Source organism: Bradyrhizobium nanningense, from assembly GCF_004114535.1.
Taxonomy (GTDB): Bacteria; Pseudomonadota; Alphaproteobacteria; order Rhizobiales; family Xanthobacteraceae; genus Bradyrhizobium; species Bradyrhizobium nanningense.
On record NZ_LBJC01000081.1, the window covers coordinates 189,276 to 210,243 of the forward strand.

The following is a 20,968-nucleotide window of genomic DNA, read 5'->3' on the forward strand; positions in this document are numbered from 1 at the left end:
CCGTATTGGCCCGGGCGTCATGTTCCGTATCGACTTCAACAAGCTGCGCTTCCTCGTCTGCGACGACAACCCGCACATGCGCCGCATCCTGCGCACGCTGTTGCATTCCTTCGGCGCGCGCGAAGTCTATGAAGCCGAGGACGGCGCCACGGCGCTCGAAATGTACAGCCATTACGTGCCCGACATCGTCATCACCGATTGGGCGATGCCGATCTTCGACGGACTCGAACTCGCGCAAATGATCCGGCAGCCGGAATCCAAGGGCAACCCCTACGCGCCGATCATCATGCTGACCGGCCATTCCGAGAAGCGCCGTGTCACCGTCGCGCGCGATGCCGGCGTCACCGAATTCCTGGCCAAGCCGATCTCGGCCAAGGGGCTCTATCAGCGCATCCTCAACGTGGTCGCCAATCCCCGCCCCTTCATCAAGACCAAGACCTATTTCGGGCCCGACCGGCGCCGCAACACCAACTCCGCCTATATGGGTCCCGAGCGCCGCGTCGGCGAAAAGCACGAGGTGCTGCAACAGCCCTCGCTGCTCGACAAGGCCCGCTCCTCCATCTAGCGCAACGTCTTCAGACCGAGGCAGGCATCATGGCGAAGAACAGCGCAAAGGACATCGAGGTCAAGGCCTTCGCCACGCATCAAATCATCACGCAGCCCAACCCGCTGCGCAAGGTGCTGCGCCGCGTCGAGGAAAAGGACCTGGACGATCCGGTCGCCCGCGCCGAGCAGGCGCTCGCGGGCCTCTCCAGCGAGTTCAAGAACTGGATGACGACCGAGGTCAACCGTCTGTCGGCCGCCTACGTCGCCATCCGCAATGACGGCTTCACCAAGGAAAGGCGCGACGAGCTGTTTCACGCCACCCACGACATCAAGGGCGACGCTGCCACGTTCGGCTTTCCGGCCGCGGCGGGAGTAGCCGAGAGCCTGTGCCGCGTCATCGAGCACGCGCCTGATCTGGAAAAGGTCCCGGCCGAACTGTTCACGCACCACATCAACGCCATTCTCGCCATCGTGCATGAGAATACCAGGCTCGACAGCATCAGCGTCTCCGCCGAGCTCAGCCGCCGCCTGCGCAAGATCGCGGACGACTATCTCGCGCACGTCAACCGCGACCGCCCCGAACATCTCGAGGTGATCCTGGCGCCGAGCATCGCGCCGGCGGAGTAAGGTTCAGCTCTCTCCTCGTCATTGCGAGGAGCACTTGCGACGAAGCAATCCAGAATCTTTCCGCGGAGAGATTCTGGATTGCTTCGCTGCGCTCGCAATGACGGAATGTGAGGGCTGCTCTATCCCCACGATCGGTCTCGTAGGGTGGATTAGCGTAGCGTAATCCACCTCTTCAATGTCCGCAGAGACAGAATTGGTGGGTTACGCCGACGGATTGCGCTTTGCGCAGCCGTTCGGCTAACCCACCCTACGGCATCTCGCTACGCCGCAATCAGATCGTCATACACGGGATCGACTGCATCATCCACGACCAACTCGTCGCAGAAAAGCCGCGCCTCTTCCCGTGCCGATTCCGTGGCGAAGCGGCGCAGCAGGACCATCAGCGGCTCGGTGGCGCCGCGGTCGGTCTCGCAATGGGTGAGCACGCGCTCGACCATGCGGCGGCGCAGCCGTGCCGCGCCGTCGTCGCTGTCGACGAAGCCCTGCTCGTGGCAGGCATCGAGCGCGACCTGGAACGCCGCAAACGTCGCTTCGGGAAGCCCGGCGCGCCGGAGCAGCGCGTACAGGCTGTTGCCGCCGCGGTCATGCAGCAGCCCGGAGACGCGCGCCAGCGGCAGATCGGCAAGCTCGGCCAGCGCCGCGTCGAACAGATCGAGATTGCTCGACAGCAGCGCGCGCAGGATCAGGCCGGCGGTCAGCTGGCCCGTGACGCGCAAATGATGCACCAGGCCCTGCATGTCCTCGCCGCGCGAGCGCGCCGCGATGTTGATGGTGGAACGGTCGCGCGCCTCGATCGTGATGCGGTCGGCACGATCGGCGCTCAGCCAGTTCCGCGCCACGACGAATTGCGCCAGCGTCTCGGAGAGTTTCGCCACCAGCGCGGCGCGGGTTGCGGACGGCAGGTCATCCAGCACCAGCATCGCCTCGCGGATCGCGGCGAGATGGCCGTGGCGCTCGACGATGCGATTCCACGAGAACGGTGCAAGCTCGGCATGGGGATTTTCGATCAGCTCGAGCGCGGCCGCCGCGCAGCCGACTTCGGCGATGGCGGCGCACACCGAGACCGGCAGCGCGATGCGGCGGGCAATTGCGCATTGCACCTCGTCATTGCCGGTGGCCACGATGTCGACGAGATCGGCGTCGATCAAGAGCGGAGAATGTTCGAGCACCGGCAGTGCGACGGTCGGCTGGTCCGCCGACAGCGCCCGCACGATCGATGCCGGCGCGTCAAGACTGCGCGCAAAGGCCTCGGCCATCGCCTGCCGCACCAAGGGCGAGGGATCGTCGAGCTGCATCAACAGCGCGCCTTCGGCGGCAATGCGGTCGTCTGTCGAAAGGTCTGAGATCAGCCAGGCCCGGGCCAACGCCCGTGTTGCCTCGGCCCGCTCGCCGGCGGGTGCCGTCCTGATCCAATTAATGAACTGCCGAACAATCATGCTGCTTCCGGCTTACACAACAAACGAAAATGGTGACGGCTCGTCACCTGCAACACAAAATAAACCACGACGCTTAACAAAGCGTTCACCATAACTGGCTGGTTTTATTGATGATTTATTAAGGGCCGGGAGGCCACTGCGCTCGCGTGCCCCGGACGCAGCGCAGCGCTCCTTCAGCGATGCGCTGCAGAGCCGGGGCCTAGAATCTTCGACAGCAGTGGGTGCGGCCTGGGTCCCGGCTCTGCGGCGCATCGCTGACGCGCTGCCGCCCGGTCCGGGACACGAGAGTGAGTTTCTAGCTCGAGAACGTGCCGCTGCGATCGCTGAAGAGATCGAGCGGCTGCGGCGGACGCACGTCCGGCGCCGCTGACGCGACCGATGTGAGCGAGGCATTGTTGCCCCATAATTTCTGCACGGTGGTCGAGACCGGCTGCGTGGCATCGCCGGGCTGATAGATCGAGCGGAATGCCGGCGCGGTCGGCGCATTGTCCGCGACCGAAGTTGGCGATGTCGCACTGACGGGCGTCACCGCGCGTGTATTCGGGAAGGTCTGGAGATAGGCGGCGTTGTCGATGACAGGCGCGCTGGGCTGCACGCCGTTTGCGCTCGCGACCTCGGTGGTCGACGGCGTGCCGCCATACATCGCCATCGCGCTGCGGGTCACTTTCGAATTGGCTGCGCTGGCATAGCGCGCGTCCAGCACCGAATAGACTTCGGAGACGCTGCGGGCGCGGCCATCCTTGGCGTAGAAGATCGAACGATTGGCGGACGCCGCGTTGGGAAACAGCCGCGCACCGACCGCTTGCGGATTGTCCTCGGCATTGGCGATCAGTTTTGCGGCTCCGCCAACGCCCATGAAATGCGCCATGTAGAGTTCGCTGTCGCTCGGCCTGCGTCCGAGCAGGCCGGTGAGCTTGAAGCTGTTCGACTGCGTCAGCGCCGCCGCCATGCTGGAAGCGGCTTCCGGATCGTCGCGCAGCTTCATGATCGACCGCTTCATCGCGGGATCATCGACGGTGTAGCCGCCCGACGACGTCCTGGTGATGGCGTCGGAATAGTTGCCGTAGCCGAGCTGGGTGCCGGCCTCCTTCACGGTGCCGAGCCAGGTCTGGTCGATGAACTGGTAGAGCCCATGCGCGGACGAGGTGGTGGCCCCTGCCGTGGGATCGAAATCCGATTCCATCTTGGCGGTCGTCAGCATGTATTGGAAGCTGACGCCGGTGATATTCGAGGCCTGCTTGATCGCACCGGCGACGCGCGCCCGCGACGGATCGAGACCGGCCGTCTGCGTGGCACTGGAATTGTCGACCGACATGATGAAGTGCCCGCCCCACGCGGCGTTGAGCAGCGCCGGCAATTCGGACGCCTATCGTCTCACCGTGGGACAGGTATGGTTAATGCGGGGTTAATTCCGCCCTCTCGGTCATTGCGGGGCATCGCGAAGCGATGAGCCCGGAATCTCGAGATTCTCAGGTGCGCAATTGCGCACCATAGTTCGGCTCTTCGAGCCGCCCCGGAATGACAGCGAGCTATTTCTTATAGACGTCGCTGGGATCGAACAGCCGCTCGGCATCGGTGAAGACCAATCTCGCCCCGCCGCCCTCAGCCTCGACCTTGCGATAGAAGCACGACCTTCGCCCGGTGTGGCAGGCCGCCCCGATTTGCTCGACACGGATCCAGACGGCATCCTGGTCGCAATCGGTGCGCATCTCGATCACGCGCTGGGTTTGACCGGAGGTCTCACCTTTTCGCCATAAGGCATTGCGCGAGCGGCTGAAGTACCAGGCCTCGCCGGTCGCGATCGTCTTGCGCAGCGCCTCGTCGTTCATGTGCGCGACCATGAGCACCTCGCCGGTGGCGACGTCGGTCGCGACGCAGGTCACGAGCCCTGCCGCGTCGAACCGCGGCTGGAAGGACAGGCCTTCCTCGATCTCATGGGAGTGAGCGGACACGGGCGACCTCGCCGATCTATTCGCGAGGTCAGCGCGTGCCTCGCACCAGGGACAGGAAACGGGCCTGCTCCGCCGGATTGTCGCGGAACATTCCGGTGAAGCGGCTGGTGAAGGTGGAGGCGCCGTGCTTGGCGACACCCCGCACCGACATGCAGGTATGCTCGGCCTCGATCAGCACCGCAACGCCGCGGGGCTTGAGGACCTCGTCGATGGCCGCTGCAATCTGCGCCGTCAGGTGCTCCTGGGTCTGGAGTCGGCGGGCGAAGATGTCGGTGAGGCGGGCGAGCTTCGACAGGCCGACGACGCGCTCCACCGGAGTATAGGCGATGTGCGCCTTGCCGTAGAACGGCATCATGTGATGCTCGCATTGCGAGGTGAACTCGATGTCGCGCACCAGGACGAAATCGTCATAGCCGGCGGTCTCGCCGAAAGTGCGGTCGAGCACCTCGGCCGGACATTGGTGATAGCCCTGATACAGCTCGTCGAAGGCCTCGACGACCCGGCGCGGCGTGTCGAGCAAGCCCTCACGCCCGGTGTTCTCGCCGATATAGGCGAGCAGCGTCTTCACCGCCGCTTCTGCTTCAGCGCGCGCCGGGCGTGGCTGGTCGGCGCGGACGGCGGCCGCGAGGAATTCAGCGGGATCAAGCTCGGCCGGACGGCTCTCGAGCTGCCGGTCCGAGGGCTTGCCCGGGCGGATGGATTTGATTGTAGCGTCCATATCGACTCCGTTCGACGGCCTTGACGGCCGGAGTGTCACCGGCAGACGGGACGGGCAAGCCGCCGGACGCCTGAAGAGAACAGTTTTGGGCGCAAAAAGTCTGCAGGCTGCAATGCCGGCCGCGCAGTTCGAAATCGCCGCCGGCGTGCTGCTGGACTGTTTTTCCACCAGTTCCGCCCCTATATAGGACCGTGGACGCCGCCCGCCAAGGCCGATCGGGCGCGGAAGTGCTGGACTCCATCACATGCTGAACGACATCTACAACAAGCGGATCATCGAACTGGCCGGAAATATTCCGCGCCTCGGACGGCTGCCGGACCCCGACGCGTCCGCCACCGCCCACTCCAAGCTGTGCGGCTCGACCGTCAAGGTCGATCTCAAGATGACCGGGGACACCGTCACCGACTTCGCCCATGACGTGAAGGCGTGCGCGCTCGGACAAGCCTCTTCATCCATCATGGCAAGTCGGGTTGTCGGCTCGACTGCGAGCGAACTCCGTGAGTTACGCGAAACCGTTCGCAAGATGCTGAAGGAGAACGGCGCGCCTCCTCAAGGCAAATGGGAGGAGATCAAATTCCTCGAGCCTGTCCGCGACTACAAGGCGCGCCATGCCTCGACGCTGCTGACCTTCGATGCCGTGGTTGACGCCATCGGCCAGATCGAGGCCAAAGCCAAGCAGCCGGCTGCGGCGCAGGGCTGAGCCCTCCTCGTCATTCCGGGGCGATGCGCAGCATCGAACCTGGAATCCAGAGATCGCCGGTCGAGATTCTCAGGTGCGCAATTGCGCACCCTGGTTCGCGCTACCGCGCCCCGGAATGACAACCAGGACGTAAGAGCTTACTTCGAAGGCGCCGCAACTGGCGCAGCCGCGCCGCCCGTCCGCACCACGGCTTCCGCTGTCTTGGTCGACTTGGCCGGCTGCTCGGGTTCCACGCCGAACCTTGCCTGCGTCTTCGGGGCAAGCTCCGCCATCGCCGGCGCGGAAATGTCCACATGCGGCAGCACGTCGGCAACGAGATCAGTCGTCACGAGATTGGTGAGCTTGAGCTCGCCGGCGTCCAGCTCATGCAGATCTTCCCAGGGCGGAACACTGAGCGCGAGCGACAGCAGATCGCCCGCTCCGCCCATGTCGAACGTGTATTTGGCGAGACGGCCGATGTCCCGCTCCACGATCATCAGATCCTGCGCGTTGTAGCTCGCCGCCTTGGCATCATCGGCGCGGTCGCCCATCCAGATCTGGTGGACGCGGACATGGGCAGCTTCTGGCACGTAGCGCTTCTTGCCGGCCAGCAGCAGGAACACGCACATGGATTCGCAATAGGCCTCGGGCGCGACCGCCGGGCGGGCCGACTGCCCGCCGCGCAGGCTTACGCCGACGGTGGTCAGGAGTCCGAGATTGCGGAAGCGTCGGCCAAGGGTGATTGCGTCATTGACGGAACCGCCGCTGGAATCGAGTACTACTGTGGCGCCGCCGAGCTGGCGTCCGCGAGAAAACTCCTCGAAATCCTTCGGGGTATCGGCGGTGATGATGCCGACCGCGCTGACCCAGCCGCGGCAATTCGGCTCGCAGGCGATCCAGTTGAATTTCATCGGCAGCTTGCGCTCTTCCAGCGCAGCGCCGGCACGGGCAGATGATCCGAACGTCGCGACGGCGCCAGCCAGCACGACTCCACAGACGGCGGTTCCCACCAGCAACCAGCCGCGAAGATTAAGGGAGTTCAGAAGTCTCAATCTGGTTCCTTCCCCAAGCCCCTAAGGTCCCTAACAATCCTTGGTAGCGCCCTCTGAGTCCATCATACAGGCGTATGTTCTACACGTGGACGTCACAAAAATGGTATCCGTGGGAATACAGATCGTCCACAGGTACTTGCTGCACTGCTCCCAAAAAGCATACAAAATATGGCGCATAAACAACAGCTTACAGTTCCATGCGCCGGAACCATGCAATACCTCGCTCACCATGACATCATTGTGCACATGAAGCATTCAGCCTGCGGGCATTGTTCCGGTCCGGTTGAGGCGGCGCTGCGGCTCCCTCGCCGCTTCGGCCGGGTGCTGATCTGGCTCTACCGCCACACGCTGTCGCCGCTGGTTGGTTACAATTGCCGGCATCTGCCGACTTGCTCCGTCTATGGCGACGAGGCAATTGAACGGTTCGGGCTGTGGGCCGGCGGCTGGATGACGCTAGCAAGACTGCTGCGCTGCAATCCCTTCGGCACGTCAGGCATCGACAACGTGCCGCTCACCACGCCGCAAGGCGCGCGCTGGTATCTGCCATGGCGCTATGGCCGCTGGCGCGGCGTCAATGCACCCTGAGCTTGCGATGCTTTGCGCGGCGGGAGCCTGAGTGGAACCTTGGACTTTACTTGCGCGTTGTTTTGATGCTCCCCCCGGGAGGAAACAACAATGCGCTGGAAAATCAGCCCTCATTTTCACAAGCTTGGGCCCGCCCCCGGCTCCAGGCGGCACCACGACCCCCGAACCATGGACCTGCTCGCGATCGTCGCCTTGCTGGCGCTCGTGCTCGGCTCCGGTTGGTATCTGGCAACGAGTCTGGCGACGCCGACGAGCACGACGGCGTTCATCGTGCCGGGCCAGAACGTGCACTGGTAATTACCGGAACCAGTAGAAGCGCCCGGGCGGCGGCGGGATCGGCTCCGGCGGTCGCAGTCGTTTCGGACGCGGCGGCTTTGGCATCGGATCGGCCGACGAGGTCGCCTCCCCGCCCGGCGGCGTTTCAGTGCCCGGCACCCTCACCGCCAGCAGCAAATTCGACTCGTGCATCCGCCAGCGGTAGCCGACGCCAAAATCGATCGGCTGGGCCCGTGTGAACAACTCGGCGTAGCGCTCCTGGTAGCGGCCGGGGAATTCGTCGATCGGCCCGAGATAGCGGCCGAACGGGAAGAACCGCCACTGCCGTGCGCCGTAGTTCGCAAGCGGAATGCCGGAATCGTCCTGGATGATGGTGGCGCTGTTGGCGAGCAGCCAGTCGCGGACCACCGCGAAGTCGCTCTTGTGCAGCAGATAGGATGCGCTCTTGAGCAGGCTGTTGCCGGGCCCCAGCGTCTCGCAGAATTTCAGGAATCCGGTGTTGCGCGCGCCGGCGTTGGAGAGGTCGGTCGAGAAGTAATACAGCGTGCGCGCTTCGCCATCGCTGCCGGCGAAGGTAATGCGAACGCCGCGCGTCGCGTTACGTCCCGGATTGTCCTCGCCGAGATGCAGCCCTCCCTTGTCATCGAGCGCGACCATCTCGACGTTGCGGATGGTCTTGCCCGAGCGCGCCAGGAACACATAGAGGATCGGCAAGGTGCCGTTGACCTGGTTGGCATGCAGGTCGACCTTCATCTGCTTGGTGATGAAGAAGGAAAAGCTCAGGATCGAGCCGAGCGAACGCTCGACATTGTAGAGCGCGGCCCCGACCGAACCGTGCGGCAGCCGCGTCAGATCGGGCACAGCGCCGACCGGCTCCAGCGCACCGAGCACGTAGGTGCTGGCTTTGGAATAGAAGGCGTTGGCATAGAGGAAATCGGGGCCGCTGAACATGTAGAACATGGTCGGCCGCGGCGCGGCGAGATTGACGTCGGCCCAATCGCGGATCTTCGAGAGCTGGCGCTGTTCGAGCTGGGTGAAGGCGCCGTCGAAGAATTGGGCATGGCGCTGCCAGCCCGGCTCCTTCGTGAGCGGCAGCAGCGGCGAGTCCGCCGAAGGCTGCATGCCCGCAAGGAAGCGCGCGGTGTCATCGAAAGTGACGTCGGCGGCGCGGGCGGACGAGACGGCCGCAGCCAGCAGGGCAACAGCGACGGCGGCAATTCGGAGAGGTCGAAACATATCTATTCGCGATGGTGTGAATTGCCGGCGGCGACCGGCCGCTTGCGGAAAACGGCGTAAATCAACAGGCCCGAGAGCATGACGAGCATCCCCGAGAGCGACTGCACCGGCCGCTCGGTCAACAGGTAGTACATCATGAACGCGGTCACGAGCAGGAAAACCAGCGGCGTGAAAGGGTATCCCCAGGCGCGATAGGGTCTCGGCAAATCGGGGGCGGTGATGCGCAGCTTAATGACGCCGGCGACCGTGAAGAACGAGCAGAACAGCAGCGCGAACTGGATGAAGTCGAGCACCGCCTCGAAGCTGCGCGTGAACAGCAGCAGGTTGGCGACGGCGAGCTGGAACAGGACGGCATAGGCCGGCGCGCCGCTCGCCGATCGCTTCGAAAACACGCGCAAGGCCGGAATGTCCTCCCCCATCGTCATCATCACGCGCGGGCCGATCCACATCATCGCAGAGATCGAGGAGATCAGGCCGACGCAGATCATCGCACCGACGATGCGGCCGCCGAGACTGCCGAAGATCGCGCTGCCGGCGACACTCGCAACATCGAGCTGGCCGGCGAGCGCACCGACCGGCGTGGAATAGAGGAATACCGCGTTCAGCGCGACATACAGCACGAGCACGATCAGCGTGCCCGTCAGCAGTGCGCGCGGCAGGCTCTGCTGCGGCGTGTTCATCTCGCCGATGATGTAGGTCGCGGCATTCCAGCCCGAGAACGAATACATCACGAAGACGAGCCCGATCGCGAACGGCCCGCTGACGATGTGGGCGAGATCGCCCGGCTGCGGCGTGAAGGCGATCGGTTGCGGCACGCCGATGACGAAGCCGGCGACCAGGAAGGCGACGATCAGCGCGACCTTGATGATGGTCGAGATCAGTTGGAAGGTCGAGGAGTGCCTGACGCCGGTCAGTTGTACGAGCGAGACCAGCCACACCACGGCGATGGCGAGCGGGATCGGCGGCAGATCGGGCACGACCGATTTGGCGTATTCGCCGAACGCCATCGCGGCGAGCGCGACCGGCGCTGCGAAGCCCACCGTCGCCGACACCCAGCCGGCGAGAAAGCCGAAAGCCGGATGATAGGCACGGCCGAGGAAATTGTACTCGCCGCTCGAGCGCGGAAACATCGCCCCGAGCTCGCTATAGGCGAACACCCCGCACAGCGCGACGATGCCGCCGACGGTCCACAACAGCAGGATCGAGAAGCCGGACGGGATGTCCTTGACCTGGAAGCCGAGGCTGGTGAAGACGCCGACCCCGATCATGTCGGCCACGACGATGGCGGTTGCGACCAGGACCGAGACCCCGCTTCCGGCCAGCCGGCCAGTCCAGGGGGCAGTTCCTGCATCTGATGCCGTCATCGGGGTCCTTAACCTCAAGGCGTCCTGCCTCGCGGGCGCATCGTGCAGTTTGGCCCAGTCAATTCAAGCAGGGTTAACAAGGGTTAAATGAGGCAGCGGAAACGGGGTACTTGAGCACCGCTATTGCCGTTACCGATAGAAAAACCTGCGTACGCCCCGGAAAGTCCCGTCCCCCTTCCCCACAATCAGGACACGATTGCGTGGTCCTTTTGAGCGTTCCGGATGTGGGGAAGTTTCTCCGGACGCTTAACGTCGCCTAAACGCCGGTCGGCTCAATTGTCTAGAGATTGCCGATGGACGTGACTTTGGGGTCATGGGTGGATGGTCGGGGCCGTTCCGAAACTGAGAGCTGATGGTCGTGCCGATCGGACACCGTCCGGTCGGCGCGGTCGTGTGCTCCGGGCCGGCCTGATCTCAGCCTTGGTGCCGCTGTCGCTGACGCTGGTTCAATGCGGCAAGGCGCCGAACCCGACCGCGCTTGCGGCGAACTCGCAGGCCAATGTCCAGGGTGTCAATCAGGTCGTTGCGAAGACAAACCAGCAAGTTGCGAGCGGCGACACGTTCGAGGATCGCTTCCCGGCCCCGCAGTTTAAGGAGCGCTTCCCGTCGGCGAGCGAGAGTCTTCTGCAACGGCAGATGTCGGACTTCTCGCCCAAGCGCGCGGTGCAGCAACAGCCGCCGGAGCAAGCGCCCTATAAGGTCGCCTCGCTCGAGCCGCAGGTCCCCTACAAGCGCCCCGCCCGCGAGGATCTGACCACCCTCGTCAGCATGAAGTCGTCGGCCTTCCCCTATTTCGGCAACAACCCCGCCTCCGACGCGCCGTTCCTCAACATTACCAAGGGTGACCGCCGCGGTCATCGCAGCTATTCCGGTCGCGTGTTCTGGCAGGACGAGACCTACAATGACAGCCGCGTGCTGGTGCACGTGCCCGAGCATTTCGACGTGCGCAAGCCCGGCGTGATCGTGGTGTTCTTCCACGGCAACGGCGCAACGCTCGAACGCGACGTGCGCGATCGCCAGCTGGTGCCGAGGCAGATCACCGATTCCGGCGCCAATGCCGTGCTGCTTGCACCGCAAATGGCAGTCGATGCCGCCGATTCCAGTGCCGGCAAGTTCTGGCAGCCGGGCGGCTTCAAGCGCTTCATGGCGGAATCAGCCGACCACCTCGCCCGCGTCACCGGCGATCCCAACAGCGCGCGCGCCTTTGCCAACATGCCGATCGTGATCGTCGGCTATAGCGGCGGCTTCCTGCCGACGGCCTGGAGCCTGGAGGTCGGCGGCATCAGCGACCGCGTCCGCGGCGTCGTGCTGCTCGACGCCGTCTATGGCGAACTGGACAAGTTCGCGTCCTGGATCGAAAGCCACCGCTCCGGCTTCTTCGTCAGCGCCTACACCCGCCACACCGCGCGGCGCGACCGCGAGCTGATGAGCGTGCTCCGCCAGAAGGGCATCAGCGTCGCCGAGGACATGGATGGGCCACTCCGTCCGGGCAGCGTGGCGTTCGTCGAGACCGCCGACGGCATCACCCATCGCGACTATGTCACCCGCGCCTGGACGCGGGATCCGCTCAAGGACGTGCTGGTGAAAATGGCGGCGACGCCCGCACTCGCGCTGACGCGCGTTGCCTCGAGCCGCTAGGCTTGCAGGCTGCTCAGCCGGATCAGCAGCTGAGCCTATGCCGGCACAGCATCAGCTCTTGGGCAGCTTCGGAATGCTCTCGGCAAAACCGTTGAAGCAGGTCAGCCGCTCGTCCTCTTCCTTGAAGAATCGGCAATCGGCGTAGCCCTTGGCCTTCGCCGGCTTCGGCTTCGGGGCCGGCGGTATCACGGCGTCGTAGCAGTTGAGGCGGTCCTTTGTGCCATCGTCGATCTCGAGACAGGCCTGGAGCCGCACGGCGATCGACTGCGGCTTGCCCTTCGGCGCCGCGGCCGGCTTCGCCGCCGCCTCCTTGGTCCCTTTGGGCTTGACCTGCACCAAGGGCTTGTCCCCGACCATCGGTGGCTTGTCGGCTTGCGCGAACGCGGAGGCTGAATAGAGCACCGCGGCAACCGCCAGAATCATCCTCATTTCAGTCAACTCTCTTTGGTCCCCATGACCGGCCTTCTAGCGCTCCCGCGCGCTGTTTGCCAAGCACCTTGCGCACACCAAACGCGGGAGTCAGGCCGTGACGGCGGCCGGATGGGGCCGGGTCAGGACCACCAGGATCAGCGCCAGCACGACGAAACCGACCGCGACGAAGCCGAGCGCATGCAGGAGCTCGCGGGCGAACAATACTCCGCCGATGGCGGAGCCGACCGCCTGGCCGATATAGAGGACGGAGGTGTTGAGCGCGACGGTCGCCGATGCCAGCGACGGCGCGGCGGCGACAAGCCGTACCTGCTGCATCGAATTGGTCGAGGCAAAGCCGAGCCCCCAGATCGCGACCCCGCACGTCATGACAGCAAGCGTACCGGCACCGAGCGCCCAGCCCGTGATCCCTGCCAGCAGCAGGCAGGTGAACAGCAGCGAGGTCCGATAGGGACCGGAGGTGTCGACGATGCGGGTGGCGATGACGACGCCGAGGAAGCCGCAGACACCGTAGAGCGCGAACACCATGCCGATCGCGTCGGGTCCGGCGCCGGTCAGCTTGTTGAGCAGCGGGCCCATGAAGGTGAACACCACGAACTGCCCCGACATTTGCAGCATGGTGATCGCAAGCAGCAGCAGAATTGTCTTGGCGCGGCCAACCTCGGCCCAGGTCTTCAGGTCCACCGGCACGCCCTTCAGTCCTGCCGGTAGCCGCAGCAGCAACAGCAGGAAGCTGAGACAACCGAGCGCGCCGATCTCGCCATAGGCTGCCCGCCAGCCATAGCGGCTGGCGATGAAGGTGATCAGCGGAAGACCGACGGCGGCAGCCAGCGACCAGCCGAGAAAGATATACGCAATGGTGCTGCCGCGCCGCTCGGCCGGCACGATCAACGCCGCCGTGCCCGCGGCCTGCGGTGTATAGAGCGCACCGACCGCGAGCATGACGAGACGGATGACGAGGAGGCTGGTGTAGTCGGGCGCAAAGGCCGAGGCGAGATTGCCGAGAGCGAGCACAGCGAGCGTCGTGGTGAGCAACGTCCGCCGTTCGATGCGGCTGGTGAGCCAGGCCGTCAGCGGCGAGCCGATGCACAGCATCACTGCGCCGAAGGTAATCAGCAGTCCGGCGGCATGAATGCTGATGTCGAGGCCCCTCGCCAGCTCGGGCAGCATGCCTGCGGGTGCCAGCACGGAGCAGCCGGTGACGAGATTGCCAAGCATCAGGGCGGTTGGCGCGAAACGGCCGGCGGCGGGGGAGCTTTCCATGCAAATGCATGTAGCGTGCGCCCGCCAGCCGTTAAAGACCGTTGCGCGAAATAGTTGGTGCAAGGTCCCGGCTTTGCGCGCCGATTTCTTGGAATTGCCGGATTGCGCAGGCCGAATCGCCTGATATATCGCTCGTTCCCGCTTACCTGCGCTCGTTCGCAGGAGTGAGCCTCAGGAGAAAAGCAATGACCGACCAGCCCAAATCCGAGTCCGGCTTCCAGTACAGCCTCTCCAATCTCAAGCCCCTGACCCCCGCCGCCAAAGTCACCCTCACCTTCCCCGACGGCGCCCAGCGCCAGTTCGACCAGGGCATCACCGGCCTCGATATCGCCAAGGGCATCTCGCCGTCGCTGGCCAAGCGCACGGTCGCGATGGCGCTCGACGGCGTGCTCACCGACCTCAACGATCCCATTGACGCCGACGCCAAGATCAAGCTGATCACCCGCGACGAGCCGGAAGCGCTCGAATTGATCCGCCACGATTGCGCGCACGTGCTCGCCGAAGCCGTGCAGACGCTGTGGCCGGGCACCCAGGTCACCATCGGGCCCGTGATCGAGAACGGCTTCTATTACGACTTCTTCCGCAACGAGCCGTTCACGCCGGAAGACTTTGCCGCCATCGAGAAAAAGATGCGTGAGCTCATCGCGCGCGACAAGCCTTTCACCAAGGAAGTCTGGGACCGCGAGAAGACAAAACAGGTGTTCCGCGACAAGGGCGAGGCGTTCAAGGTCGAGCTGGTCGATGCCATTCCCGGCACCGAGCCTATCAAGATCTACTATCAGGGCGACTGGTTCGACCTGTGCCGCGGCCCGCATATGACCTCGACCGGCAAGGTCGGAAATGCCTTCAAATTGATGAAGGTGGCCGGCGCCTATTGGCGGGGCGACAGCAACAATCCGATGCTGACCCGCATCTACGGCACGGCCTTCGCCAAGCAGGAGGACCTCGACGCTTATCTCAAGCAGATCGAGGAAGCGGAAAAGCGCGATCACCGCAAGCTTGGCCGCGAGCTCGACCTCTTCCACTTCCAGGAGGAAGGTCCGGGCGTCGTGTTCTGGCACCCGAAGGGCTGGACCATCTTCCAGCAGCTGATCGCCTATATGCGCCGCCGCCTGACCGGCGATTACAGTGAGGTCAATGCACCGCAGATCCTCGACAAGGTCTTGTGGGAGACCTCGGGCCATTGGGGCTGGTATCGCGAGAACATGTTCGCGGCGCAGTCGGCCGGCGACGAGGCCGAGGACAAGCGCTGGTTTGCGCTGAAGCCGATGAACTGCCCGGGTCACGTTCAGATCTTCAAGCACGGCCTGAAGAGCTACCGCGACCTGCCGCTGCGCCTCGCCGAGTTCGGCGTGGTGCATCGCTACGAGCCGTCCGGCGCCATGCACGGGCTGATGCGGGTGCGCGGCTTCACCCAGGACGATGCGCACATCTTCTGCACCGAGGATCAGCTCGCCGAGGAATGCCTGAAGATCAACGATCTGATCCTGTCGACCTATGCCGATTTCGGCTTCACCGGCGATCTCACCGTGAAGCTGTCGACCCGGCCGGAGAAACGCGTCGGCACGGACGAGATGTGGGATCACGCCGAACGCGTGATGGCGACGGTGCTGCGCGAGATCCAGTCGCAGAGCAACCACATCAAGACCGAGATCAACCCTGGCGAAGGCGCCTTCTACGGGCCGAAGTTCGAATACGTACTGCGCGACGCCATCGGCCGCGACTGGCAATGCGGCACCACGCAGGTCGACTTCAACCTGCCGGAGCGGTTCGGCGCGTTCTACATCGACCATGACGGCGGCAAGAAGCCGCCGGTGATGGTGCACCGTGCGATCTGCGGCTCGATGGAGCGCTATATCGGCATCCTGATCGAGCACTATGCCGGCAACTTCCCGCTCTGGCTGGCTCCGGTGCAGGCGGTGGTCACCACCATCACCTCGGAAGGCGACGAGTACGCCAAGCAAGTGCTGGAACAGGCACGGCGCGCAGGGCTTCGGGTCGAGATCGACCTGCGCAACGAAAAGATCAACTACAAGGTCCGCGAGCACTCGCTGGCCAAGATCCCGGCGCTGCTCGTGGTCGGCAAGAAGGAGGCCGAGACGCATTCGGTCTCGGTCCGCCGGCTCGGCAGCGACGGCCAGAAGGTGATGACGACCGCCGAGGCGATCGCCGCGCTGGTCGACGAGGCCACCCCGCCGGATGTCCGGCGGGCGCGGGAAGCGGTCTGATCCCTGAAATCGATCTAAATTCGCTTCCGGTTGCGGGCGTGCATGCTTAACTCGGTATGGCACGCCCGACGACCAGTTGAAGAGGATATCGCAGTGCCCGACGCCATTGAACTCCTGAAAACCCGCCGCTCGGTCAAGCCGCGCGAGATGACCGGGCCCGGCCCTTCGGCGGCCGAACTCGAGACCATTCTCACCATCGGCGCGCGCGTACCCGATCACGGCAAGCTGGCCCCCTGGCGCTTCATCATCTTCGAGGGCGACGCGCGCCTGCGCGCCGGCGAGGTGATCGCAAAAGTCTTTGCGCGGAAGAATCCCGGCGCGCCGGCCGCCGACGTCGAGACCGAGCGCAAGCGCCTGATGGATGCGCCGCTGGTGATCGGCATCGTCAGCTTCACGCGGCCCCATCCGAAGGTGCCGGCGTTCGAGCAGGAATTGTCGGCGGGCGCCAGCGCCATGAACACCGTCACCGCCGCGACCGCGCTCGGCTACGGCGCCTGCTGGCTGACCGGCTGGTTCTCGTTCGATCGCGACGTGCTCGATGGCCTCGGCCTCAAGCCGGATGAGAAACTCGCCGGCTTCATTCACGTGGGCACGCCGACCAAGCCGAGCGAAGACCGTCCGCGACCGTTCCTTTCGGAAATCGTGACGCGTTTTTGATCGATGTCGTGTTGACGCCTCTGACGTCTTGCGGCTTTGATCCCGCCGAGGGAGGAAGGTCGGATGAAGCGTCGTGATTTTCTGGTCGGGGCCGCGCTGCTCGCCAGCTCGATGGCACGAAGCCGGGCCGCCGACATCCCTGCCCCGTCGCCGGACGGGCTCGACCGCATCACTGCTTTCTTCGACAACGAGGTGGGAAGCGGCCGGCTGCCGGGCGCCGTGATTTTGGTGCAGCAGCACGGCAAGCCGGTCTACCTCAAGACCTTCGGCGTGCGCGACACCCGGACCGGGCTTGCGATGACGCCCGACACGATCTTCGCCATCCATTCCATGACCAAGCCGATCACGTGCCTTGGCGCGATGATGCTGATCGACGAGGGCAAGCTCGCCCTCACCGACCCCGTGTCGAAATACATACCGCTCTTTGCCCGCACCAAGGTCGGCCTCGAGGTCACCGAGCCGGACGGCAAGCTGGAACTCGACCTCGTGCCGCCGGTCCGTCCCGTCAACATCGAGGACCTGCTGCGGCACACTTCGGGCATCAGCTATGACTATATCGGCGGCAAATGGGTCGAGCAGGCCTATCAGGCCGCCGACATCTTCGAAGGGCAATTCAACAACAGGGAATTCGCCGATCGCATTGCCAAGCTGCCTCTGGCGCGGCAGCCGGGAACCCTGTGGCGTTACGGCCATTCCACCGACGTGCTCGGCAGCGTCATCGAGATCATCTCGGGCCAGACGCTGTACCAGTTCCTGAAAGCACGCATCTTCGATCCGCTCGGCATGAACAGCACCAAGTTCGCGCTCGCGACCGAGGATGAACTGGCGCGGATGGCGCGGCCGCTGCCGAACGACTTCATCCTGCTCGCCGGCGAGCGCGAGCGTCTCGACCATCCCGAATGGCAATCCGGCGGCGGCGGCCTGCTCTCGACCATCACCGACTATCAGCGCTTCTCGCAGATGCTGCTCAATGGCGGCTCGTTCGCGGGCCGGCGCTATCTGAGCCCCGCGGCTTTCAAAGCGATGACGACGGATCATATCGGGCCCGGCTCTGGCGTTGGACGCGACTACTTCTATTTTCCCGGTGACGGCTTCGGATATGGCTACGGCCTTGCGGTACGGACCGATCCCGGCAACGCAAAACCGCCGCCGCCGGGCTCGCTCGGCGAATTGAAATGGGACTCAGGGAGCGGCACCTATTTCGGTGTCGATCCCAAGCTCGACATGGCCTACCTCATGATGCAGCAGACCCAGACCGAGCGCGGCCGCATCACGCCCGCCTTCAAGGCGCTGGTCTATGATTGCTACCCTGAGGAGCTACGCCGCCCGTGAGGCGCGCTGGCCGAAATCCGCGAGCAACTTTGCGATCTCCGCCGCGGGCCGCGCGGCGCTGAACAGAAAGCCCTGCACCTCGTTGCAGCCTTCGGCGCGCAGCCAGTCGAGCTGGTCCTCAGTCTCGACGCCCTCCGCAGTCGTGGTGATGTTGAGGCTGCGGCCAAGACCGGAGATCGCACGCACGATCGCGCCACAATCGGGACGCTCTGCCAGATCCTTCACGAACGAGCGGTCGATCTTGATCTTGTCGAACGGGAAGCTCCGCAAATAGCTGAGGCTGGAATAGCCGGTGCCGAAATCGTCCATGGAGATGCCGACGCCGAGCTCGCGCAACTGATGCAGGATGGCGAGATTGGCATCGGTCTCGGCCAGGAAGATCGATTCGGTGATTTCGAGCTCGAGCCGCCTCGGCGACAAACCGGACTGCGCCAGAGCCGAGATCACAACCTGCACCAGGTTACGGCTGCGGAATTGCGCCGGCGACAGATTGACCGCGACCTTGACGTCGGCAGGCCATTTGACGGCCTCGGCGCAGGCTTCGCGCAGCACCCACTCCCCTAACTGGGTGATGAGGCCGATGTCCTCGGCGACGGGAATGAACTCCGCCGGCGAGATCATGCCCTTGTCCGGATGGCGCCAGCGCAGCAGCGACTCGAAGCCGGAGATGCGGTCGGATGCGATCGTCACCAGCGGCTGGTAGTGCAGCTCGAACTCGCCATTGGCGAACGCCCGGCGCAGATCGAGCTCCATGTCGCGGCGCTTCTGCGCCTGCAGGTCCATCTCACGCTCGAAGAAATGGTGCACGCCGCCGCCGTCGGACTTCGCCCGGTACAGCGCCATGTCGGCATTGCGCATCAGTTCCTCCGGAGTCGTGCCGTCGCCGGGCGACAGCGCGATGCCGATGCTGGCGCCGATCACCATCTCCTGACCGTCGAGATCATAAGGCGCCTTCAGCATGTCGATCAGCAGGCCTGCGCAAGCGCTGGCCTCGTTCGGCGAGACGTCGGCGCCGAGGATTACCGCGAATTCGTCGCCGCCGAGCCGGGCCGCCAGGTTGGTGCCGCGAACCGCATTGGTCAGGCGTTCGGCGACTTCCTTGAGCAGGCGGTCGCCCACGGGATGACCGAAGGAATCGTTGATGTTCTTGAACAGGTCGAGATCGATGTAGAGCACGCCGACGCGCCTGTCCCCGGCCTGATCCAGGGCCTGCTTCAGGCGCTCCCGGAAATATGCGCGGTTCGGCAGGTCGGTGAGCCCGTCATGGTGAGCCATGTGCGCGATGCGCGCCTCGGCCTTGCGCCGCTCGGTGATGTCGACCACCGCGACCAGATAACCGTCGCGGTCGTCGAAGGCGACGCGGCGGCCGAAGGTGAGCACTTCGATCTCGCTGCCGTCGGCGCGCAGGTGCCGCCAGTTGCGCGAGGAATGGTAGGCGTCGCCGACCCGCTCCAGCGCCTCGGCGTGGCTGTCCCACTCGTCCTCCGGCCAGATCTCGTGCAGCTTCATGCGCAGGAAGGTGGCGCGGCTGTAGCCGTAATGCTGGACGGCGGCATCGTTGACGCCAAGGAATTGCTTGGTCTGCGCGTCGAACACCCACATCGGCATCGGGTTGTTGTCGAACAGCAGGCGGAAAGAGGCGTCGCGCCGCTTCAGCGCGGTGACATCGGAGATCGTCAGCGAAACCACGTCGGCGAACGCCGTGGCACTGAGACGGAGGTGCCGGCCCTCGCTCTCGATCTCGAGCTGCTCGCCGCGGCCGCCCGCGACGGCCCTGAGCAGAAAGTCCATGATCTCGCGCAAGGCCAGCAGCGTGGTCCCCTCGCCAATTCGGCGCCACAGCAGGCTTCCGGTCGCGACCTTCAGGAGCACCCCCGCGCTATTGTTGTGATGCACGATCTGGAGATCGAACGGGTTGCCGCCGGCGTCGCGCAAGGTGGCCAGCGAGATCACCGCATCGTCGGTCGAGGCGAAGATCGCGTCCAGCAGATTGTACTGCGCGCCGCGCTCGTTGATATAAGCGCCGACCAGCGTGGCGCCCCAGCGCGAGGCCGTCGGCAGGGCCAGCACGTCGTAGGTCCGCACCATGCCGTCGCGCACGCAATGCGCGCTGGCCTGATGCGGCCTTCCGTTGGCCAGCGCGCTCGTCGCCGCTTCCGACAGCGCAGTGGCGCAATCCGGCGACAATTCGGCGACGGGAATGTCCCAGCGCTCCTCGCCGAGCCATTTCTGCACGTAACGTCCGCTGCGCGACAGTTCGAGCACTCCGTCGTTCTTCAGCAGCGCGATGTGATCGGCGAGCCGTCCAAGACTGCCGAGCATGACGTCCTCGTAGCGCGGCAGCCGCTCGCCCGGCTTCAACGCGGCACGCCATTTGCGCTGGAGCACCGGGATGTCGTCGAACATTTCGGCGGCCGGTTTTCCCGACACTTTCTTGGCAGCATTCATGGCAGTCCCCAACGCACTTTCAGGGCGCATCCAATGCAGGCGCACTTAACGACATGTAAAGAGCGCGCAGGCGCGGGTTCCGTTCGGCGATTATGACAGTTTTAAGTCAGGCGTTGGTTAGTGCGTGTTAGAGACTATGACGGTGGTGCGAAGGCGATGCGCGCGTGTCCCGGACGCGCTGCAACGCCCTTCGCGTTGCTCCGCAGAGTCGAAGCGGGCGCTGCTCCGCGTCCAGGGCACGAGAGCGGAGTTGGACGCGCAGCTGCCTCAACATCGTCATTGCGAGCGCAGCGAAGCAATCCAGAATCCCTCCTCGGAAAGACTCTGGATTGCTTCGCTGCGCTCGCAATGACGGAGCAAGCGGAATCGAATTCGCACTACGGCTGACATCTCGATTGCAGGCACACCTTTGATCTTCCCCCAAAAAAGTGGACAGGGTTCAAGCCGATTTTAGCTCCATCTCGACCGGGCTGATATAGCCGATAGCCGAGTGTCTGCGGTG

Annotated in this window: 19 protein-coding genes; 9 read left to right on the forward strand and 10 right to left on the reverse strand. The window is 64.5% G+C overall.

What is annotated here, in order from left to right:
• Positions 1–19 precede the first annotated feature (19 nt).
• Both XH84_RS38040 and XH84_RS38045 read left to right on the forward strand, forming a co-directional pair.
• Positions 20–565, forward strand: a complete 546-nt coding sequence (locus tag XH84_RS38040; RefSeq protein WP_008549760.1) for a response regulator — start codon at positions 20–22, stop codon at positions 563–565.
• Positions 566–594: 29 nt separating this feature from the next.
• The gene (locus XH84_RS38045; protein ID WP_128919520.1) at positions 595–1,173 is read left to right on the forward strand and encodes an Hpt domain-containing protein; all 579 of its coding nucleotides are present in this window, start codon (positions 595–597) and stop codon (positions 1,171–1,173) included.
• Positions 1,174–1,433: 260 nt separating this feature from the next.
• Here XH84_RS38045 and XH84_RS38050 read toward each other — a convergent pair whose 3' ends face one another.
• The 4 genes from XH84_RS38050 to folE form a co-directional block, all read right to left on the reverse strand.
• On the reverse strand, positions 1,434–2,609 hold the full coding sequence (locus XH84_RS38050; RefSeq protein ID WP_128919519.1) for a DUF2336 domain-containing protein: 1,176 nt from the start codon (positions 2,607–2,609) through the stop codon (positions 1,434–1,436).
• Between the two features lie 295 nt (positions 2,610–2,904).
• Entirely contained in the window at positions 2,905–3,966 is a 1,062-nt protein-coding gene (locus tag XH84_RS38055; protein ID WP_128919518.1) for a lytic transglycosylase domain-containing protein, read from the reverse strand.
• Between the two features lie 172 nt (positions 3,967–4,138).
• Positions 4,139–4,561 carry a phosphoribosyl-AMP cyclohydrolase gene (gene hisI, locus XH84_RS38060; protein ID WP_128919517.1) on the reverse strand — a complete coding sequence of 141 codons (423 nt, stop codon included), beginning with the start codon at positions 4,559–4,561 and terminating at the stop codon, positions 4,139–4,141.
• A gap of 28 nt (positions 4,562–4,589) precedes the next feature.
• Complete coding sequence (folE, locus tag XH84_RS38065; protein WP_128919516.1) at positions 4,590–5,279, reverse strand: GTP cyclohydrolase I FolE; 690 nt, start codon at positions 5,277–5,279, stop codon at positions 4,590–4,592.
• A gap of 244 nt (positions 5,280–5,523) precedes the next feature.
• Between folE and XH84_RS38070 the strand changes: the two genes are divergently transcribed.
• Positions 5,524–5,979 carry an iron-sulfur cluster assembly scaffold protein gene (locus tag XH84_RS38070; RefSeq protein ID WP_128919515.1) on the forward strand — a complete coding sequence of 152 codons (456 nt, stop codon included), beginning with the start codon at positions 5,524–5,526 and terminating at the stop codon, positions 5,977–5,979.
• 137 nt (positions 5,980–6,116) lie between these two features.
• Here the strand turns inward: XH84_RS38070 and XH84_RS38075 are convergent, their stop codons facing one another.
• Complete coding sequence (locus XH84_RS38075; protein ID WP_164936267.1) at positions 6,117–7,010, reverse strand: COG3904 family protein; 894 nt, start codon at positions 7,008–7,010, stop codon at positions 6,117–6,119.
• 246 nt (positions 7,011–7,256) lie between these two features.
• On the opposite strand from XH84_RS38075, the gene yidD reads away from it, so the two are divergent.
• Both yidD and XH84_RS38085 read left to right on the forward strand, forming a co-directional pair.
• Positions 7,257–7,595 carry a membrane protein insertion efficiency factor YidD gene (gene yidD / locus XH84_RS38080; protein WP_128919514.1) on the forward strand — a complete coding sequence of 113 codons (339 nt, stop codon included), beginning with the start codon at positions 7,257–7,259 and terminating at the stop codon, positions 7,593–7,595.
• Between the two features lie 90 nt (positions 7,596–7,685).
• Positions 7,686–7,892 carry a hypothetical protein gene (locus tag XH84_RS38085; RefSeq protein ID WP_128919513.1) on the forward strand — a complete coding sequence of 69 codons (207 nt, stop codon included), beginning with the start codon at positions 7,686–7,688 and terminating at the stop codon, positions 7,890–7,892.
• On the opposite strand, the gene XH84_RS38090 is transcribed toward XH84_RS38085, so the two are convergent.
• A complete protein-coding gene (locus XH84_RS38090; protein WP_128919512.1) occupies positions 7,893–9,107 on the reverse strand; it encodes a hypothetical protein in 1,215 nt (404 codons plus the stop codon). It abuts the gene before it with no gap.
• Between the two features lie 2 nt (positions 9,108–9,109).
• Positions 9,110–10,471, reverse strand: coding sequence for an APC family permease (locus XH84_RS38095; RefSeq protein WP_128919511.1), 1,362 nt, complete (start codon positions 10,469–10,471; stop codon positions 9,110–9,112).
• A gap of 321 nt (positions 10,472–10,792) precedes the next feature.
• Here XH84_RS38095 and XH84_RS38100 point away from each other — a divergent pair, with 321 nt between their 5' ends.
• Entirely contained in the window at positions 10,793–12,109 is a 1,317-nt protein-coding gene (locus XH84_RS38100; RefSeq protein ID WP_128919510.1) for an alpha/beta hydrolase, read from the forward strand.
• A gap of 51 nt (positions 12,110–12,160) precedes the next feature.
• On the opposite strand, the gene XH84_RS38105 is transcribed toward XH84_RS38100, so the two are convergent.
• The gene (locus XH84_RS38105; RefSeq protein ID WP_128919509.1) at positions 12,161–12,538 is read right to left on the reverse strand and encodes a hypothetical protein; all 378 of its coding nucleotides are present in this window, start codon (positions 12,536–12,538) and stop codon (positions 12,161–12,163) included.
• A 90-nt stretch (positions 12,539–12,628) separates the two neighbouring features.
• The gene (locus XH84_RS38110) at positions 12,629–13,801 is read right to left on the reverse strand and encodes an MFS transporter (protein WP_128919508.1); all 1,173 of its coding nucleotides are present in this window, start codon (positions 13,799–13,801) and stop codon (positions 12,629–12,631) included.
• Positions 13,802–13,986: 185 nt separating this feature from the next.
• On the opposite strand from XH84_RS38110, the gene thrS reads away from it, so the two are divergent.
• From thrS to XH84_RS38125, 3 genes are all read left to right on the forward strand, one after another.
• Entirely contained in the window at positions 13,987–16,029 is a 2,043-nt protein-coding gene (thrS, locus tag XH84_RS38115) for a threonine--tRNA ligase (RefSeq protein WP_164936266.1), read from the forward strand.
• Between the two features lie 93 nt (positions 16,030–16,122).
• Positions 16,123–16,686, forward strand: coding sequence for a nitroreductase family protein (locus XH84_RS38120; protein ID WP_164936265.1), 564 nt, complete (start codon positions 16,123–16,125; stop codon positions 16,684–16,686).
• Between the two features lie 63 nt (positions 16,687–16,749).
• Entirely contained in the window at positions 16,750–18,018 is a 1,269-nt protein-coding gene (locus XH84_RS38125) for a serine hydrolase domain-containing protein (protein ID WP_128919506.1), read from the forward strand.
• Here XH84_RS38125 and XH84_RS38130 read toward each other — a convergent pair.
• A complete protein-coding gene (locus tag XH84_RS38130) occupies positions 18,004–20,466 on the reverse strand; it encodes a putative bifunctional diguanylate cyclase/phosphodiesterase (RefSeq protein WP_164936264.1) in 2,463 nt (820 codons plus the stop codon). The two genes, XH84_RS38125 and XH84_RS38130, sit on opposite strands and share 15 nt — an antisense overlap.
• Positions 20,467–20,968: the final 502 nt, after the last annotated feature.

What these genes read in the sequence shown, in the direction of transcription:
- XH84_RS38085 (WP_128919513.1), top strand. Translation starts at nt 7,686, where the DNA reads ATGCGCTGGAAAATCAGCCCTCATTTTCACAAGCTTGGGCCCGCCCCC.
- XH84_RS38105 (WP_128919509.1), bottom strand. Translation starts at nt 12,538, where the DNA reads ATGAGGATGATTCTGGCGGTTGCCGCGGTGCTCTATTCAGCCTCCGCG.
- XH84_RS38100 (WP_128919510.1), top strand. Translation starts at nt 10,793, where the DNA reads ATGGTCGGGGCCGTTCCGAAACTGAGAGCTGATGGTCGTGCCGATCGG.
- XH84_RS38090 (WP_128919512.1), bottom strand. Translation starts at nt 9,107, where the DNA reads ATGTTTCGACCTCTCCGAATTGCCGCCGTCGCTGTTGCCCTGCTGGCT.
- folE (WP_128919516.1), bottom strand. Translation starts at nt 5,279, where the DNA reads ATGGACGCTACAATCAAATCCATCCGCCCGGGCAAGCCCTCGGACCGG.
- XH84_RS38050 (WP_128919519.1), bottom strand. Translation starts at nt 2,609, where the DNA reads ATGATTGTTCGGCAGTTCATTAATTGGATCAGGACGGCACCCGCCGGC.
- thrS (WP_164936266.1), top strand. Translation starts at nt 13,987, where the DNA reads ATGACCGACCAGCCCAAATCCGAGTCCGGCTTCCAGTACAGCCTCTCC.
- XH84_RS38070 (WP_128919515.1), top strand. Translation starts at nt 5,524, where the DNA reads ATGCTGAACGACATCTACAACAAGCGGATCATCGAACTGGCCGGAAAT.
- yidD (WP_128919514.1), top strand. Translation starts at nt 7,257, where the DNA reads ATGAAGCATTCAGCCTGCGGGCATTGTTCCGGTCCGGTTGAGGCGGCG.
- XH84_RS38095 (WP_128919511.1), bottom strand. Translation starts at nt 10,471, where the DNA reads ATGACGGCATCAGATGCAGGAACTGCCCCCTGGACTGGCCGGCTGGCC.
- XH84_RS38040 (WP_008549760.1), top strand. Translation starts at nt 20, where the DNA reads ATGTTCCGTATCGACTTCAACAAGCTGCGCTTCCTCGTCTGCGACGAC.
- XH84_RS38125 (WP_128919506.1), top strand. Translation starts at nt 16,750, where the DNA reads ATGAAGCGTCGTGATTTTCTGGTCGGGGCCGCGCTGCTCGCCAGCTCG.
- XH84_RS38130 (WP_164936264.1), bottom strand. Translation starts at nt 20,466, where the DNA reads ATGAATGCTGCCAAGAAAGTGTCGGGAAAACCGGCCGCCGAAATGTTC.
- XH84_RS38110 (WP_128919508.1), bottom strand. Translation starts at nt 13,801, where the DNA reads ATGGAAAGCTCCCCCGCCGCCGGCCGTTTCGCGCCAACCGCCCTGATG.
- XH84_RS38045 (WP_128919520.1), top strand. Translation starts at nt 595, where the DNA reads ATGGCGAAGAACAGCGCAAAGGACATCGAGGTCAAGGCCTTCGCCACG.